We start from the raw sequence: 17,413 nt of genomic DNA, 5'->3' as shown, positions 1-17,413 counted from the left end.
GTTATCATGCGCAGGTCATTAGCTACTGCATATAAAACCATCCATGAGAAAAATACTTTTTAAGATCCACAGCTGGATTGCCCTTATTGCAATCATTCCACTCATTGTCATTAGTATTACAGGCAGTGTATTAGTTTTTAAAAGTGAAATAGATGGCTTACTTATGCCTGATAGTCACTTTGTTGTAAAAGCGTTGCCAGAGCGTATAGCAATCGATAAATTAATCGCTAAAGCAGAACATGCTTACCCTGAGTATCTAGTGGGTAGCTGGGAGATTTTTAACAATGATACTGCTGATCGGGTTTACTTAGTTAAACGCGGTACAGAGCAATGGTATAAGTTTCATTTAAACCAGTACACAGGTGATATTTTATCGGAGCCAGTAGACACTAGCCATTACTTTACTGATTGGTTTTTAGAACTACATTACACATTTTTACTAAATGACTTAAAAAGTTTACCTGGGCAAACAGGTACTGTTTTAGGCTTCTTTTTTGCTTTGTTTTTATTAATCTTAGGCATTACAGGCCTCATTATTTATCGCAAGTTTTGGCAACGTCTGTTTAGTGTACGCTGGCGTGCGACACTACAAATAGTCCTTAGCGATATCCATAAAATGACCGGTGTTATTGGCTCCCCTATCATTATTATTTTAGCGATTACAGGTGGCTACTTTAACTGGGCTGTTTGGTATCACGAAGTAATAGAGCACGCAGAAGAAGAACATTTTGTGCTAACCAAAAAGCTACATAGTGCAGATATCTCGTTTCAAGATATTTTAGATAATAGCAAACAACAAATAACTACTTTTAATAGCACTTTTTTGGTTATGCCATTAGAACCGGATGAAAATATTACCGTATTTGGAGAAGTTAAAACTGCCAACCCGCTTGCCAGTGAATACGCCAATACTGTTACCTACAATAAATTGACTGGTGACCACATGGTCAACTGGGATATTCGTGAAGTTGGTATTGGCTGGCAAGTAATTGATAGCTTCAGAAAACTTCACTTTGGTTATTTCGCAGGTCTTACTAGTAAAATACTGTGGTGTGTAATTGGCTTAAGTCCAGTATGGCTAGCCGGAACCGGCTTTTACTTATGGTTTACCCGCCGAAAACGTAAAAAACAGTCACAGGTAAATCGCTATAAAAAACGACATGCCACAAACGCTTAATAAAGAAACACCTTGTTGTTGGTTTAACAATAAGGTGTTTTATCTAAGAAAAGACGAAATAACAATTGGGACGAGCAGGTAATAGTTAATTATTTTTAATTAATCTTCACACATCCAAAAAAAAGTTACCGCCAACCTTTTAGTATTTAAATCGTCTCCAAAATACTTTGAAGCGCTATGAACAATATTACCTTTAAATACAATTAAACGATTAAAGCGGTTATCAATGTCGATGTCTTTATACCATGCACTATAAGGTAAACTAGTTACATTCAAAGCATCAACCAGATTAGCGAACGGAGGATCTACAATATTCCCACCAGCCGCTTCATTTGCATATTTTAAACGATAAAAAGAGGTACCTGCAGAGGGTTTAGGGTTCGGGCTTAAATATAAAACGGCTGCATATCTGCATAAAAAACGATTATCTACATGAGGTCGAGATGCCCCTTCATCTGCACCCACTAATATTGCAGTATTCGTATCCACTACAACTTTATCTGACTTAGCAACCCATAATTTATCTTTTTTTATAACTGACTTAACATATTCTTCTACTTTATTAAGCTGTAAATCACTTAACGCATCGGGCGTACGCATTCCTGGCCAAAGCTCTTTTGTATAAGGTTTGCCGAATTTCCAAACTTCACTGTTTAAACATGAAGAGCGAATACTCATCGCCTCTTCGCTATCAAAAAAGTCATCAACAACCCAATAGTTGTTACCAATTGATGGCTTTTCATACCTTAAGCCTGGTGCGTCGGACGGGACGCTTGGAAGTACCACATCCAGCGGGACTTTCAAGTGTTTAAATGACATTGTTAAAATACTTATTTTATTAAACTAAATCAGAATATAACACTTACTTAATAACCATTCAAAGCGAATAATAGAAGCTCAGCCAAGCACGCATTTCATCTTCAAAACTGTCGCCTTCTACTCGCGACAGTCCCATATTAAATGTTAAATCATTTACGCCCGCAGGCCCCATCCCAAAACTAAAATCACCTTGGTATTTTAAGCCGTAGCTTTGTGCGTATACGGTGTCGTCGAGTTGATGTTGCTTATAATAAAGCCACGGCATGCCTTCTTTAAAGCTAAAGCCGCCACCGTAGCCTTGATAGCGCTTTGCAGTTGCGCTGTAAAAGGGCAGAACAGATGAAAGTACATGTTCACTACTTTGTTGCTGATTAATAAGATTTGAGCTAAAACCACCTAATGCAAGGCTATTGTCATCACGCTGTTTTTGATCAAAGTTTGCATAAAGAGGAATACCAAACGCCCTACCAAAAATTTTGGCGGCTAAATCGTAACCTTGCCAATTACTACTTTTACTACTGCCATCGTACCAACTCGCATAAACACTTTGGCCTATCGCAAAATCTTGACGATCATATTGCCAATTTTGAGCAACGCCTAAACGCGTCCAACTTTTATGGCTTAGCTTATAATCAGTGTAACTGTAGGCAATCTCTGGCGTTAAACTTAGCTGCCCAAATTTAACTGGGTAACTTACTGCAGCAAAACCACCACGGGCATCTATGTCGGTATTTAAACTTGCTTGGTACTGGCGCGATGTATTTAAATCATAGTCAAACAGTGCAAGTTTCAGTTTTACATCAAGCGCATTATATTTTGCCTGCACATAACCACCGTGCAGTGCCCCATCGTGTAAATCAGTGCTATAACCCGCTTGTAAGTCGAGCTGCTTTAATAAGTCGCTACTTTTAATGCTTAAATCTAACAAACTGGTAGAAGCCGAATAATACTGTGTTCCTAGTGCAAAGGTAGCGTGCTGGTCGAGCACGTTGTAATTTGTTTGCTCTGTAGTTTCGTGCGTATATATTTTAGCTTTTGGAAGTTTATGTTCGTTTACAATTAGCAGCGGTGCTTTTTTGTTAGCTGCAAACTCAGTAACTACAGTGCTTTTTATAGCTTTTGGCAGTGTTTTTACATTTGGCCCATCTGCGGTTATCGAAAAATAGAGTAACGAGCCATCAGCCCTTTCAATTGGGTGGGCAAGTGCCTCTTGCCCTTGGGTTAACTTGGTGAGTGTTTTACTCTCTATGTTGTAGTTATAAATATCAGTAGCGCTATTTAAACCTGCAACAAAGTAAAGTGACTCGCCATTAAGACTAAAGCTCGGCTGACTTAAATATTGATACCCGTTTGGCATAGGTACTAATTGCTGCTGATTGCCGCCTACACCTTGTATATACAATTGCCAATTTTCATTTAATGATGTTGATAAATAAGCTAATTTAGTCTCATCAGGACTGAGAATTGGGTAATCGTAAGTTGTCTCAAGGCTTTTTGTAAATAATGGCGTGATGGTTTGCGTATTTAGATCAACCTTCACTAACTCAGAGTAGCCATCTCTTATTTGTTCGCCATATAAGGTTTCACCGTTACTGGTTACGTTAAAGCGGCGTATACCAGCAAGTTCGGTAAGTTGTGTAATATTTCCAGTGTCAGTGTTATAGCTAAATATGTCAGACACTTTGTTATAAATACCCGACTCTTCATTGCTGTACGCATTAAAATATAACGTTGTGCTATTTACCCATTGAGGGTTTGCAATACCAGCTCGATTAATTTGATTAAGCACTTGTTTTTGTTCGCGCTTAAACACACTTGGCGCTGCATCGGGAATGTCTTGTGCATCATTTTCGAGTAGCTCTTTTTGCGCTTTAGTAAACTCTTCTTGCGCTTTAATGTTGTCATCCGTGCTATAAATTATAAGCTTGGTATTACTCTCTTTGTCTCGCTCAACAATTGCAATTTTACTACCATCTTTTGAAAGTGCGGGGTTACTTGCATATAAATTAAGCTCAAGCCAAAGTTCACTATTAAGTAACACCTCTCCTTGCTCTATTTGCATTGCTTTATAGGTATATTCAGCTATAAATCGACGATATAGCTTGGCTGCACTTTGCCCAAACACACCGCCAAATGCCTCATCAAAATCCCGCGTTTTTACGCCTTGCATTCGCGTCCAAACACTATCGAGTGTTTGCTCTGAATAGTTTTGCTCTAGCCAATTTAAAAAGCGGCTCCCCATTAAATACGCCATTGAGCCGCCCATAAAGCCCTGCTCGCCATTTAATTGCCCATAGGTTGGCAAAGCACCTTGCTGAGCAAATTCTCGCAGTATTGACTCTGAGTAGTTATCAAATAAACGCCCACGGCCCGTCATTTTAGACTCAATCAATGTGGCATAACCTTCGGCTACCCAGCGCGGTGTATCACTGTAGGTTAAGTCGTATAAATCCCATATGACACGTACTTTTTGCTGCCAGTCATTGCGTGTTGGCTGTGCTAAGTGTACTAAGTGAATATATTCATGCAGTACAAGTAACTGCTGCCAGCCAGCGCTGTTTGATATAACGGTGTCGGATTGTGGTGGGGTTGTAAAAAGCGCCATTACAGGATTATTTGAGGTAGGTAGCGCAAAGCCATTTGCCGCATTTAGGGGATCAAACACCACTACATCAACTGTTTTATCAAGTGCTCGGTTTTGCTGCTCAAGCACTTTGATGCGTACTATTTCAAGCTCTGCTGCAGTTGATTTAGCAAAATCAGCATGCTCAACACTGTAGTGAACATTAAAATGTTCGGTATGAATAGTTTGCCAATCGGCTGCAAAGCTCGGTGCTGCTAGTAATAAAGCTGATACGATAAGTGTTTTTTTCATGAGCGTCCCTAAAAGAATTCCTTAATACCATCTAGAGTATTATTAAATGTCTTTCATGGGCAGTAAGAAAGTGTAATAAAACATGTGAAAATGAGTATTTACACATGTTTTATTAGGGTGATTTACATCCAGCTGCGAGTATCTGACTCAATCTGTTTGATTGTAAAATCAATAATAAAGTCAGCATCTTGCTGCTTTATATAGGGCATAAATGCAAAGCCCGAAGCAAGTTGTATATACAGGCTTTTCAAGCCTGATTTTCTCATTAAGTACGTACTTATACTGCGTGCACTTTGCGCTTTATAAAGCTCAAAAACACGGTAATGAACGCCAATCATACCTTTGCGTACAACCATGTAAAATCGGCCATTATCCTCATGCATGTAATAACCATAACGCTGATACGACAAAGTTACCAAGCCAGAAAACACCACCAAAACACCAAGGCTTATCAAAGTATTAATATCAGTAATAAAACAAAAGCCAAACACGAGTGCACTGGGTAACAATGAATAAAAGCCTAAATTTTTATACAAAAGCGCTCGTTCTGCGCGCTTAAAAGCGAGTTTTTTACTATTAAACCACGGGTAAATCCACTGGCATACACTATCAACTTGTTCGCTATTTAATACGGGTAATACTAACGTTTGTTTATTTTTTTTAGCTGCAACACCGGCTGCTATTCCGCCGCTACTTGCTTGTAAACACTCCACGGTAAATCGCTTTAGTAATCGCCCCATTAGGTTTTGTTTAATAACAATAGATTGCACTTTATCCATGCTCATTGAAAGCTGATGGCGCTCTAACAAGCCAGCAATACGTTTAAACTTTTGACCTTTAAAATAAAGCTCAAAGTTATAAAAACGAATAAGCGACATAGTCACCGATAGCATCACAGCGACCAAAACTAGCAAAACAATTAAGGTGATCATCGCAAAAGTAGCAGCGCTTGCCAGCATACCAAGCTCTTGTTGATAAAAGCCTTCTACTTTCGCAATAATTTGCTTCTCTAAAAAATCAACAATCAGGTTTATAAAAGGGGCAACAGCAGCGATTGCTAAAATAGCCATATTCGACATTAAACCAAATTTGGCTATTTCTTTATTACTAATGCTTAGGCTGTTTTCGATAGTGTCTGTTTCGCTTTGTTCAGTATTTTGTATTTCTTGCTGTTGCTGCGCTTTAAAATCAAATATTTGTTTACGCATTTGCTGTGCGTAATCTTGAGTGACGCCAGGTAAAACAACTTCTTGTGACACACTGCCTGCGGCATCAAAAATACAATTAACTAAGTTTACAGGGATAAAATAAAATGGCTCGGCAATATTAACGTTTTGCACACGGCCAAATTTAAGCGTAAGTCGCTCTTTTTTAAATACACCTTTGTTAAGCAATATTTCGTTGTCGCTACTAATAGAAAACTTAAAATTTAAATAATATAAAAATGAGTAAATAAATAGCAAAATCAGCGCAAGACCGCCTGCAACCTGTGCCCAAAATAATTTATTTTCTACTTGAGTAACAAACACCACAAGCATGGGCAGTAAGTTTAAAAGGCCATCTTTTACAAACCGCACACTAAAGTGCACAACAAAGTATAAAAGTGCCCAAGGCGATACTTTTTGCCAGTAAATAGGGCTCGCTTTATCTTCGATAATTGTATTACTCATCGACTAAAGTTGCCTGAGTAGTTGTGCCGTCTTGACGGTAATTTTGTACAAATTGGCGCATATTTTTACAATCATCATGGGTTAGCCCACTAATTTGTAAATCGGCACTTACACCGCCAGCGCTAAATAATTTAATGCTCGCAAGGCTAAGTTTTCGCTCTATTGGCCCTTGGTGTATTTCCATATGCTGTACACGCGCTAAAGGCAATACCGTCACTTGTTGCCAAATAACGCCTTTTTTAAAAGCAATGTCATGATTTCGCACTGCAAAACCTCGCAACCTCACACTTATCATGTTGTACGCCATAGATATGGCCACCAAAATAGGCATACCAATTAGCAAATACGTTTGTACCTTATTAGCAAAGGCTTCATTAAAATAACAAACAGCAATAAGCGCTCCAATTAGCGGAATATAAAACAGAAGCGAGCTAAGTTGCGCATGTAATAACGCTTTGTTAGCCAATGGCTTAAAGCTAATATCACCATGCTTTGGCAAATCCATTATTTGTTGATTGTTAAACACTATTTATCCCTATTACTGCTTTAATTACTTACCAACCAATGGTGGTTATTAAGGTGTGGCTTTGTTTTGGCTCAAGCGTTACTTTATCGCCTAAAACATTAGCGGCCTCTAGGCAGAGCATTGTTTTATATTCATCATCAGCAAAGTTAGATAAGCGTTTTGATTTTTCTATCCATGGGTTCCAAAGTACACACGAACTTGAATTTTCGCGGCTCACATTAATAACACCTTCTGGCGTATTAATGGTTTGCTCTGTATTTGCTTGTGTATAAACCATGTCGGTTTCGCGATCAAAGCTTACAATGTCATTTTGTACAAATGGCCCTTCACTAAACTCAATATATTGCGCGCCTTGCAACCCATCAACATGAGTATTTGTAATGTCTGAGGTAGGAAAATAGGTATGCAGCGCTTGAGTAAAGCTAAATGGCACTCTTCCTAAGTTAGTGGTCGTCAAGCGAACCTGTAATTTATCGCTTAACACAAACTCAACTTTTAATGCTGACTGATGCGGCCAATACGTTGTATTAACTAGCTTCATAGGTAACTTTAAACTAACCGTAATTTGCTCATCAGATTCGTGTACTTCATCGGCTTGCCACACACTTGTGCGTGCAAAACCGTGGGCAGGCCATCCATCATTAGCATGTGTACCAAACCATGGCCAACAAATTGGAATACCACCTCGAATACTTACACCTTCTTGATAGGTTTCGCTCTGTGACACCCAAATAAGCGGCTTGTTATTTTTAGGAATAAACTCGGTAATTTGCCCACCTTGCAAAAATATTTTTGCATCGCACTTTGCACTAGCTATTTTAATAAACTCAAGACCGGTTTCGCTTTGCTCAATGCTAACTGATGGCGATAATTTCATACCTTCCCCTATAATACTGATACTAAAGATTTTTAATATTTGTGCAAAAACAATAATGCATACTTAAAGTATACGCTATTGATATTAAATATTGATTGCTGAATTTGTTCATTGCCGATTAATACATCTACAGTAAACTCACAAACAATTACTTTGTACTAACAGCTGTAAATGAATAATACTAAAGTCTATGTAATAAGACTTGCCAATTATTCACAACCTACGTACTGTGCGCAACTTAATGTATACAAGATGCTAAGAATATTTAATAAATTTTGAACAATATAATTTTACATTAGTTTCTGCTCTAAGCATTAAAAACCAATAAAAGCGGGTTGAAATACAATATATAATTTGAATTCAATTTATTTGATGTGTAACATTTCGCGATTACGGCAAGCTATTGCTTTTTCGACGAGATAAAAAAATGCAGAAATATGACGAGTTATTAGTTTCTTTACGTAAAGTGATCCGTGCGATTGATTTGCACTCTAAGCAACTAAATAAAACAGCGGGTTTAACAGGGCCACAACTGCTTATTATGCAGGAAGTTTCCCAAACAAACGGCATAACTGCCAGTCGTATTGCTCAAAATGTCAATTTAAGCCCAGCAACCGTCACAAATATTCTAGATAGAATCGAAAGTAGAGATTTAGTAACACGCGTACGCAGTCAAATGGATAAACGACGAGTGAGCTTATACCTCACAGAAAAAGGAAAAGAGTTACTTGAAAAAGCACCTCAGCCATTGCAAGAACACTTCATTGAAAAGTTCTCTGCACTTGCTGAATGGGAACAGAGTCTTTTACTCTCGTCAATGCAGCGCGTAGCCGCAATGATGGATGCTGACAAATTAGATGCATCTCCCCTACTAGAAGTTGGTGCGCTGACTCAAGCTCCTAAAGAATAAATAATAAAAACACATAAGTTTTGTACTTACTCTAAACGTAAGGCGTTTTTTGACGCCTTGAATTTTTTATTTTTTAATCAACATCTGAGCAGCTACTATGACTAAACTCTCTAAATTAACGTTAGCATTAATTTTAAGTGGTGTTACTGGCACTTCTTACGCCACGGATCTCGACACCCTTCAAAACCAATTAAAACAACTAAAACAGCAAATGCAGCTGCTCGAAAATCAATTAATCGAAGAGAAATCCAAACAACAGAAAATCAATAAAAAGCATGAAGAGCAAGTTGCTAAAATTAGTAAAAAGGCTCAGCAAACAGCAACTGTTGTAGAGCCAGTAAAAAAAGACGACGGTATTAAATTCGGTGGTGCAATTCGCGCTAACTATAGCGTGGCCTCATACGATGAAGATAATAAAGATCGTGACGGTGATTTCGATTTTGATATTTTTCGTTTAAATGTATCAGGAAAAATTAACGATATCTCAGTAAATGGTGAAATTCGCTTTTTTGATTATATGACCGTAATTAAATATGCCTATCTAGGTTATGAGTTTACAAATGATTGGGAAGCGCAAGCAGGCATTACACAAGTGCCATTTGGTAACGGTCCTTATAATTCTCATAACTACTTTTTTAGCAGCAACTATTATATTGGCCTAGAAGATGATTTTGATTTAGGTGTTGTCGTTAAACGCAAATTGAAAGATAACTGGAAATTAGACTTAGGCTTTTTCAAAAATGACGAGCTTGGCGGTGTTGACGGATCAGCATCAGATAAAAGCCATCGTTATTCTTATGATATTGTTGGTAGCCGCAGTGCAAGCGAAGGAACATATGCAGAACCAGCTAATGAGCTTGGTGAGTACAATACCTTTGCTGGGCGTGCAACATATCAAATTAAGCACAATAAAAACATAACAACAGATATTGGTATTTCACTACTCAGTGGCGGCTTACATGACGGTGTAGATCGAGCAGGTAGTTATGGTGCATGGGCTGTACACCTTGATAGTCAGATTAATAACTGGAATATTCAGCTTCAACATGGCGAGTATGACTACGACTTAGACGATCAAAGTGACCGTATTTCGGTTGCAGCCTATGCCTATTACGATACGATTTCAAGCGAGGCAACTATGTCTAGCCTTAACGTTGCCTACAATTATTCGGTAGAATGGGGGCCTGTAAATGCCCTACAATTTTATAACGACTACAGCACCATATACGACAAATCAGACGATAGCGCCAATACATGGATGAATATAACAGGTGTGAGTGTATCGGCCGGTGCCTTTTTTACCTACTTTGATTACGTTCAAGCGCGTAACCAGCCATTTATTGGCGGAACAATGATAGGAGATGGCGATACAGAGCGTCGCTTCAATATAAATTTAGGTTACTATTTCTAAAAAAGTCGCACATAATCTATTTAACAATAAAAAAGGGCAAAATACATTTGTCCTTTTTTATTGCGTGCTGTTGTTATTTCATACCAATCTGCTTATATATTTGGTCTATTAAATGATAAAAAACCGCACTAAAACCAAGCAAAAATTTTTAACGAAATGAGTCACTATTTAATACTATATAATCATCATGTTTTTAATAAAATTGGCATAAGTACTTCGAATTACGCCTCAATTAGCCTACAATTTAATGTATCCGTAATTAAACAAAATGAGTATAAGTGAATATAAGAGCAGCCTTTGTTTGTTATAAAAATTTATGGCTAAAAATGCTAGGGCTGATACTGGTTGCACTTGGTATTATTGGCATTGTACTGCCTGTTATGCCCACCACTATATTTTTCATTTTAGCGCTCACTTGTTTTACTCGCTCATCGCCCGCGCTAGAACACTGGTTACTTAACCATCCTCGTTATGGGACTACATTACAACAGTGGCAAGCTCACAAAGTGGTTCCCGTTAAAGCAAAATGTTATGCCGCCATTGGCATGTTAATTGGGTTTATATTTTTACTGTACTCTACTGCCCCGATTTGGGTTATTTACCTCGTTGCAGCGATAGAAATATCGGTAATGATTTACCTTATCTTAAGGCCCTCCACTCCACCTAAGTACTAAACGCATCCCTACAAATACCCTCTACTTGTAAAATCTTAATGTAAAGTTAAGTAAGTAAATTTGTAATGGCTAATGCAAATCATTATCATGTTGTAAATTTTACAACATTAAACTATTTATGGCGTTTATTAATAAGCGAACTTTGTATAGTACAAGTCGCGCTCTACATATTTATATTTCTACAGCTTTGTTTTTTCTGCTTATTTTGTTTTGCGTTAGCGGCATTGTGCTCAACCACATTGACTGGCTTAAAAACGATAAAAATAACGGCCAAGTAACGGCGGCAATTCCAGCTGAGTTAGTTACCAAAGCGAATGAACAGCTAAATACGTTACCTACGCTTTACCCTGAAATAGAAGCTTACCTAGCCGAGCAATATGCACTTACAAAAGTAAAAAGCATTGAGTGGGAAAAAGAAGACGCGCTTGTCATGCTCGACTACCCACTACCTGCTGGGTTTGCCTACGCAGAGCTTGACTTTACAACTGGCGAACTAAATCTTGATTACCAAACAGGTGGCTTTTTAAGCCTTATTGGCGACTTACATAAAGGCCGCCACAGCGGTGAAATATGGAGTTGGGTGATTGATATATCTGCCGTACTAATGATTATATTTGCCATCACCGGCATGATTATTTTGTTTCAAAACAGAAAAAAACGCTTAGCAGGAATATGGATAACTTTACTGGGAGTGGCAACTCCACTGGTTATATATTTATGTTGGGTTCCACAAATAAAAGGAGTGTCTTAATGGTTAAATTTAAATTATTTATAAGCGCCGCATTACTGCTCGTAGCTGCGTTTTTTCAAACAACAGCGCATGCGCAAACATCACAGCTAGAGATTGAATTAACGCTTCCTGACTTAGAAGTGCAACCGTATCACCGCCCTTACGTTGCAGTTTGGCTTGAAACTCCTGAGCGCAAACACGTTACAACGCTTGCACTTTGGGTGCAAAAAGCAGAATGGTTTAAAGACTTACGCCAATGGTGGCGTAAAGCCGGTAAAAGCGATGCCAACTTTGACGGCATTAGCGGCGCAACCAAGCGCGCGGGTACTTACACCATAAATTGGCAAGGTAATGATTTAGACGGTAACCCAGTAAAACCAGGTAAATACTTACTAAATATTGAAGTTGTACGCGAAGAAGGCGGCAGAGACTACACCCGCGTTGAGCTCGATTTAACTAAATCAGGCAAGCTGACAATTGATGGTAAAAACGAGTTTTCTAAAAGCTTCGTCACTGTAAGCACTAAGTAGCTGCTACTTAATCATTTGAATTTAAGGAAATACAATGAAAATTAATTTATTAAAAACGGCATTAATCGGCGCATTGAGCTTATCTGCTTTAGTGTCAACTTCGGCAAGTGCACACGGACGTTGGTTACTACCTTCGCATACATCTTTATCAGGCGATAAAGCGCATTACGTAATGATTGACGCGAGTATTTCAAACGAAATATTTGCACCAGACAAAGCCTTTAAACCTAAAGAAAAAGGCGCCGAGTACGACGACACATTATTAATGGCACTTGCACCTAATGGTGAGCCAGTAAGCGACACTATTCGTGCTTATTACTTAAAACGTAAAAGCTCAGCTGCGGTAAGCTTAACAGAGCAAGGCACTTACCACATTGCAATGACCCAAAAGCCAATGTACATGACCTTCTACAAAAATGAAGAAGGTAAGCGCAAGCGCGTATTTGGTAAAAAAACAGACGCAAAATTACCAAGCAATGCAAAAGATGTAACGACAACGAAGGTTGTTTCAACAGTAGATACATTTGTAAGCCGAAATGGCACCTCAAAACCTGCACAGTTAGGTTTAGGCTTAGAGCTTAGCGGTCCAACGCATCCAAACGATTTATTTGTAGGTGAACAAGCACGTTTTCAGTTACTACAAGATGGTAAATCTGCTGGTGAAGGCGTTGAAGTAAGTATTTTAAAAGGCGACACACGCTACCGTAACGAGCGTGGCGAAGTAAAAGTAACGACCGATAAAGACGGGATGTTTACAATTACGTGGAAAGAGCCAGGCCTATACCTAATCGAAACCTCTAACAAGGTTACCGTAAATGAAGAAGGCGTAGATGCAGGACGTTATGCATTATTTACAACGCTTGAAGTTGCCCCTGAATAATTTAAATTACTAAATTTAAAAAATTGAAAGGCCAAGCATTTGCTTGGCCTTCTTACGTATTACTAACTTTTATCTAAAATCCCCTTGAATTCGTAACCATTCGACACAAGATTACAACTACAACGATCCAAACGCCTATATCGCGCGTAAACACTGGGGCGTGTTGGCCTTTGTGGATTGAAATTTGTTCAATCTAGGAGCGATTTAATCGCGGCGCGAGGTTTGTAACCTAGTGGGCTAAGTAAAAACAGAGTAACAAAGAGTTAATCGTTCCTAGAAAGAACCCAAAGGGCAGCGCATGTTTGCCATTTATGCTGCGTTATCGCCTATTTATGGGGAGTAACCACACTACATAGGCTCTGCCTTGCCTAAAAGCCAAACATACTGCTGCAAATTCAATCACCAAGGCAACACGCCCCAGCTTATGTATTAACAACTTAGAATATCTTAGATAGTTTTTATCTTTGCACTAGGGTAGTCGCTTCTATATGATGCGCTCCTTTTCGAATTACTAGCAGTTCTTGGGGAACAATTAATGACTTTTAAGCGTTTATCTGCAAATAAACTAGCACTTAGCTTGGCCGTTACCACTGCACTTAGCACACCTTACTCTATGGCCGTTGCCGCAGAGCAAGATAATCAAGCAGAAAAGAATATCGAAGTAATTTCGGTTACCGGTACTCGCAGAAGCCTACGCAGTATTGCCGAAAGCTCAGTACCTGTAGATATTATTACCAGCGGTGATATGCAAAGTACGGGTCAGCTAGAAATAAGCCAAATACTAGCAAACCAAGTACCTAGCTTTAACTACCCAAGTGCCACTATGGGTGATGGTACTGACCATGCAAAACCAGCTGTTTTACGTGGATTAGCACCCGATCACACATTAGTACTTATAAACGGTAAGCGCCGCCATGCCGGTGCGCTATTAAACTTAGCAGGTGTTGTTGGCCGAGGCTCTACCGCTGTTGATTTGAACATGATCCCAACCTCTGCAATTAAACGTGTTGAAGTACTACGTGATGGCGCAGCCGCACAGTACGGTTCTGATGCAATTGCTGGGGTAATTAACATTGTACTTAAAGATGCCTCAGAAGGCGGTAGCGTAAGCGTAACGTACGGTAAATACGATACTCAAATGGCTGGCGTACCTCAGCTAGAAAGCACCTACGCAGATGCAAACGGCAACTTAGCGTTTAATACCGGTGGCGACCGCGAAGTAAACGACGGTGCAACACGCACTGTTAGTGCAAACTCTGGTTTTGCGTTATCTGATAACGGCTTTGTAAACGTATCCATTGAATACCGTGATAACGACTCAACGCAGCGCTCAGGCTTTGACCCACGCGAACAATACAGCCGTCTTGATGATGGCAGCCTAGACCCACGCGAATTTACTATCGATCGTTACAACCACCGTTTTGGTAAAGCCGACCTTGAAGATTACGCGTTGTTTTACAACATGGGTTACGATTTAGATAACGGCTTAAACCTTTATTCATTTGGTAGCTACTCAAAGCGTGAGGGTAATTCAGGTGGTTTTTACCGCCGTGCAAAAGACAGCCGTAACGTTTTAGAAGTGTACCCCGATGGCTTTTTGCCGCAAATTGAAACAGACGTACAAGACCACTCATTTGCACTGGGCTTAAAAGGCGAAACTAACGACTGGACATGGGATGTAAGTACCAACTACGGCCGCAACGACTTTGGTTTTGGTGTTGTAAATAGTATTAACACATCACTAGGTGCCGACAGCCCAACCGAATTTGACAACGGAGCACTGATTTACGATCAGTTTTTAGTAAACGCAACAGCCAATACCACACTCGATTTAGGCTTACCTGATGACGTATTTTTTACCGTAGGTACTGAATACCGCCACGAAAGCTACAAAATAGAAGAAGGCGAAGAAGCGTCTTACATCACCGCACTTGATAGCGACGGTAACCCAATTGCAGCCGGTGGCGCGCAAGTACTTGCTGGTTTTGGACCAGAAAGTGCGACTGATGAAAGCCGTCATAACATCGCTTTATTTGTTGAGTTTGATACCTACTTAACAGAAAAATGGAACGTAGTTTTAGCGGGTCGTTATGAAGATTACAGCGACTTTGGTGACACATTTACTTCTAAGCTTGCTTCGCGTTACAGCATTACTGAAAACCTATCGCTGCGCGGTGCAATTAGCACCGGTTTCCGTGCGCCATCTTTAGCGCAAAGCTCGTACCGCCAAATCTCTACTGTACTTGAGAACAACCAACCATTTGAAGTTGGTCTATTCCCAACCGATTCTGCAGCAGCGCAAGCGCTAGGTGCTCAGCCGCTAGATGCAGAAGAGTCAGTAAACGTTACTGCGGGCTTTATGTACACGCAAGGCAGCTTTAGCTTAACAGTAGATGCGTACCGTATTGATATTGATGACCGTATTGTATTGTCTGAAAACTTAGAGGGCGATGCAGTTGTTGAAATACTACAAAATGCCGGTGAGCTAAATACCGAAAGCGTACGTTACTTTACCAACGCGATTGACTCACGCACGCAAGGTGTAGATATAGTTGCCACTTATAACCTAGATTTAGACAACTTAGGTGATTTACGCCTAAACGTAGCCGCTAACTTTAACGACACCGAAGTAACACACGTAAACGACAACCCAAGCGAGCTAAACTCACTAGGCGACGACTACGTAGTGTTTGCCCGTCGTGAAGTAGGCCGCTTTGAAGAAGGCACGCCAGATAGCAAATGGAACCTATCAGCAGTGTGGAACTTTAACGAATGGCAAACTACCCTGCGCGCAACACGTTATGGTGAAGTCGCTGATATATCAACTACAGCTGATCGCGATGAATACCTAGACCCTAAATGGATCACCGACTTAGAAGTGGCATACCGTCCAGACGAATATTGGAAATTTGCCGTTGGTGCAAACAACTTGTTCGATCAATACCCACAAGCAACCGTGGATAACATTGGTTACTCTGACTTTGGCCAAATATTCCCGTACACACCGTATGCACCTTACGGATTAGACGGACGCTTTTTATATGGCAACATTACTTACAGCTTTTAATTAGTTTACTAATAAAAGCAGAGCAATTATAAAAGGATGCATCGCGCATCCTTTTTTATTAATAGTTAGTTATTTTAACCACTTATTGGTATTTCAACTTTCATAAAAAACCACCACCCTATATAAAACAACAGCTTACATTTCGGCCTCATTTTTGCTCTATATTGTTTATATAAATACAAACAATAAATACCAAAGGACTAAACATGAGCTCATCAACTGTATCTAACATTACAAAACCACTTTCGCTTATTGGCGGCATTTTATTATTAAGTGGCTGTGTATTTCATATATCGCCAAGCGTTGCCTCAGTAAAGCAAACTCAACAGCTATCACTGCCAAGCAATAATCTAGAATATTTAAATGTGTTAAGCGGCGCAGGTAGCCTTGAAATAAAAGGCTCAAAAACAGCCACCAGCATTAGTGTTAACGCCACCATTTACACAGCCGACATTGAAGACAAATACGAGCTAACGCTCGAGCAAGACGGTAAACAGGCAAAACTTGTTGCCCAAAATAAAAGCCGTAATGGTATTAGCTTTTACAATGGTCAGTCTCCACATATTGATTTAGTGGTTACTGTGCCAAGTAATCTAAATTTAGATATTGATGATGGCTCTGGCGACATTTTAATAAGTGCTATGCAAAGCAATATTGATGTAAAAGACGGCTCGGGGGACTTAACTATAAGCGGTGCTAAAAACCTAACTGTTGACGATGGCTCAGGTGAAGTAAACTTTGAAAACATCGCGGGTAATTTAGAATTAACCGACGGCTCTGGCAGTATTCACATTAACAACGTAAGCGGCAATGCAACTATTGACGATGGTTCTGGCGAAATGCACGTGAGCAACATAACCGGTTCGCTAAACGTTGAAGATGGATCGGGTGATATAGTAATAAGCCATATTAGCGGTGCAGTTAATGTTGATGATAACTCTGGCGACCTGCTTATTGAGCATATTGGTTCAAGCGTAACAATTGAAGATGGTTCGGGTGATATTCGCGTTAATCATGCAAAGGGGCTGACTATCACTGAGTCGGGCTCGGGCGATGTAAGTATCGATAATATTAGCGGTTCAGTAAAAGTAGCTGACTAACTTTATTTAAGCGTTATTCAACTGCCATTTAATATACTTTATGCCCTATCGATCTGGGCATAAAGCACTCCTCTCAAAGTATAAGTTATTTAAAAGCAGCACTGCTTCACGTTAACTATTTCCTAAAATAATATAAAAAGTACCTATTTTGATTTATTTTTTTGCTT

Annotated in this window: 14 protein-coding genes; 9 read left to right on the top strand and 5 right to left on the bottom strand. The window is 39.5% G+C overall.

Features of this window, described 5'->3' with window-relative positions; all coding sequences use genetic code 11:
* The first annotated feature begins 43 nt into the window (after positions 1 to 43).
* The gene (locus NRL14_RS10275; protein ID WP_306724591.1) at positions 44 to 1,177 is read left to right on the top strand and encodes a PepSY domain-containing protein; all 1,134 of its coding nucleotides are present in this window, start codon (positions 44 to 46) and stop codon (positions 1,175 to 1,177) included.
* 99 nt (positions 1,178 to 1,276) lie between these two features.
* On the opposite strand, the gene NRL14_RS10270 is transcribed toward NRL14_RS10275, so the two are convergent.
* From NRL14_RS10270 to NRL14_RS10250, 5 genes are all read right to left on the bottom strand, one after another.
* The gene (locus tag NRL14_RS10270) at positions 1,277 to 1,996 is read right to left on the bottom strand and encodes a DUF6445 family protein (protein ID WP_096793986.1); all 720 of its coding nucleotides are present in this window, start codon (positions 1,994 to 1,996) and stop codon (positions 1,277 to 1,279) included.
* A gap of 58 nt (positions 1,997 to 2,054) precedes the next feature.
* Positions 2,055 to 4,871 (bottom strand): hypothetical protein, encoded by a 2,817-nt coding sequence (locus tag NRL14_RS10265; protein ID WP_306724590.1) that lies wholly within the window; start codon positions 4,869 to 4,871, stop codon positions 2,055 to 2,057.
* A 122-nt stretch (positions 4,872 to 4,993) separates the two neighbouring features.
* Positions 4,994 to 6,541, bottom strand: a complete 1,548-nt coding sequence (locus NRL14_RS10260; RefSeq protein WP_306724589.1) for a PH domain-containing protein — start codon at positions 6,539 to 6,541, stop codon at positions 4,994 to 4,996.
* Positions 6,534 to 7,067: a PH domain-containing protein gene (locus NRL14_RS10255; protein WP_306724588.1), complete on the bottom strand. Its 534-nt coding sequence runs from the start codon at positions 7,065 to 7,067 to the stop codon at positions 6,534 to 6,536. Before NRL14_RS10255 ends, NRL14_RS10260 begins: the two co-directional genes overlap by 8 nt.
* A 28-nt stretch (positions 7,068 to 7,095) precedes the next feature.
* The gene (locus NRL14_RS10250) at positions 7,096 to 7,944 is read right to left on the bottom strand and encodes a D-hexose-6-phosphate mutarotase (RefSeq protein ID WP_306724587.1); all 849 of its coding nucleotides are present in this window, start codon (positions 7,942 to 7,944) and stop codon (positions 7,096 to 7,098) included.
* A gap of 427 nt (positions 7,945 to 8,371) precedes the next feature.
* On the opposite strand from NRL14_RS10250, the gene NRL14_RS10245 reads away from it, so the two are divergent.
* From NRL14_RS10245 to NRL14_RS10210, 8 genes are all read left to right on the top strand, one after another.
* Positions 8,372 to 8,854, top strand: coding sequence for a MarR family winged helix-turn-helix transcriptional regulator (locus NRL14_RS10245; protein WP_007377393.1), 483 nt, complete (start codon positions 8,372 to 8,374; stop codon positions 8,852 to 8,854).
* Between the two features lie 97 nt (positions 8,855 to 8,951).
* A complete protein-coding gene (locus tag NRL14_RS10240; RefSeq protein WP_008136080.1) occupies positions 8,952 to 10,265 on the top strand; it encodes a porin in 1,314 nt (437 codons plus the stop codon).
* Positions 10,266 to 10,543: 278 nt separating this feature from the next.
* Positions 10,544 to 10,939: a YbaN family protein gene (locus NRL14_RS10235; RefSeq protein ID WP_033015673.1), complete on the top strand. Its 396-nt coding sequence runs from the start codon at positions 10,544 to 10,546 to the stop codon at positions 10,937 to 10,939.
* Between the two features lie 118 nt (positions 10,940 to 11,057).
* Positions 11,058 to 11,690 carry a PepSY-associated TM helix domain-containing protein gene (locus tag NRL14_RS10230; protein WP_149613718.1) on the top strand — a complete coding sequence of 211 codons (633 nt, stop codon included), beginning with the start codon at positions 11,058 to 11,060 and terminating at the stop codon, positions 11,688 to 11,690.
* A complete protein-coding gene (locus NRL14_RS10225) occupies positions 11,690 to 12,199 on the top strand; it encodes a DUF2271 domain-containing protein (RefSeq protein WP_008136074.1) in 510 nt (169 codons plus the stop codon). Before NRL14_RS10230 ends, NRL14_RS10225 begins: the two co-directional genes overlap by 1 nt.
* Before the next feature lie 34 nt (positions 12,200 to 12,233).
* Entirely contained in the window at positions 12,234 to 13,079 is an 846-nt protein-coding gene (locus NRL14_RS10220; RefSeq protein ID WP_008136072.1) for a DUF4198 domain-containing protein, read from the top strand.
* A 535-nt stretch (positions 13,080 to 13,614) separates the two neighbouring features.
* On the top strand, positions 13,615 to 16,146 hold the full coding sequence (locus NRL14_RS10215) for a TonB-dependent siderophore receptor (RefSeq protein ID WP_306724586.1): 2,532 nt from the start codon (positions 13,615 to 13,617) through the stop codon (positions 16,144 to 16,146).
* Between the two features lie 206 nt (positions 16,147 to 16,352).
* A complete protein-coding gene (locus NRL14_RS10210; protein ID WP_306724585.1) occupies positions 16,353 to 17,246 on the top strand; it encodes a hypothetical protein in 894 nt (297 codons plus the stop codon).
* The last annotated feature ends 167 nt before the right edge of the window (positions 17,247 to 17,413 follow it).

The organism is Pseudoalteromonas sp. 20-92 (assembly GCF_030847595.1).
GTDB classification, from domain to species: Bacteria; Pseudomonadota; Gammaproteobacteria; order Enterobacterales; family Alteromonadaceae; genus Pseudoalteromonas; species Pseudoalteromonas fuliginea.
This window is presented reverse-complemented; position numbering and strand designations above follow the sequence as displayed.

What these genes read in the sequence shown, in the direction of transcription:
- NRL14_RS10275 (WP_306724591.1), top strand. Translation starts at nt 44, where the DNA reads ATGAGAAAAATACTTTTTAAGATCCACAGCTGGATTGCCCTTATTGCA.
- NRL14_RS10270 (WP_096793986.1), bottom strand. Translation starts at nt 1,996, where the DNA reads ATGTCATTTAAACACTTGAAAGTCCCGCTGGATGTGGTACTTCCAAGC.
- NRL14_RS10265 (WP_306724590.1), bottom strand. Translation starts at nt 4,871, where the DNA reads ATGAAAAAAACACTTATCGTATCAGCTTTATTACTAGCAGCACCGAGC.
- NRL14_RS10260 (WP_306724589.1), bottom strand. Translation starts at nt 6,541, where the DNA reads ATGAGTAATACAATTATCGAAGATAAAGCGAGCCCTATTTACTGGCAA.
- NRL14_RS10250 (WP_306724587.1), bottom strand. Translation starts at nt 7,944, where the DNA reads ATGAAATTATCGCCATCAGTTAGCATTGAGCAAAGCGAAACCGGTCTT.
- NRL14_RS10245 (WP_007377393.1), top strand. Translation starts at nt 8,372, where the DNA reads ATGCAGAAATATGACGAGTTATTAGTTTCTTTACGTAAAGTGATCCGT.
- NRL14_RS10240 (WP_008136080.1), top strand. Translation starts at nt 8,952, where the DNA reads ATGACTAAACTCTCTAAATTAACGTTAGCATTAATTTTAAGTGGTGTT.
- NRL14_RS10230 (WP_149613718.1), top strand. Translation starts at nt 11,058, where the DNA reads ATGGCGTTTATTAATAAGCGAACTTTGTATAGTACAAGTCGCGCTCTA.
- NRL14_RS10225 (WP_008136074.1), top strand. Translation starts at nt 11,690, where the DNA reads ATGGTTAAATTTAAATTATTTATAAGCGCCGCATTACTGCTCGTAGCT.
- NRL14_RS10220 (WP_008136072.1), top strand. Translation starts at nt 12,234, where the DNA reads ATGAAAATTAATTTATTAAAAACGGCATTAATCGGCGCATTGAGCTTA.
- NRL14_RS10215 (WP_306724586.1), top strand. Translation starts at nt 13,615, where the DNA reads ATGACTTTTAAGCGTTTATCTGCAAATAAACTAGCACTTAGCTTGGCC.
- NRL14_RS10210 (WP_306724585.1), top strand. Translation starts at nt 16,353, where the DNA reads ATGAGCTCATCAACTGTATCTAACATTACAAAACCACTTTCGCTTATT.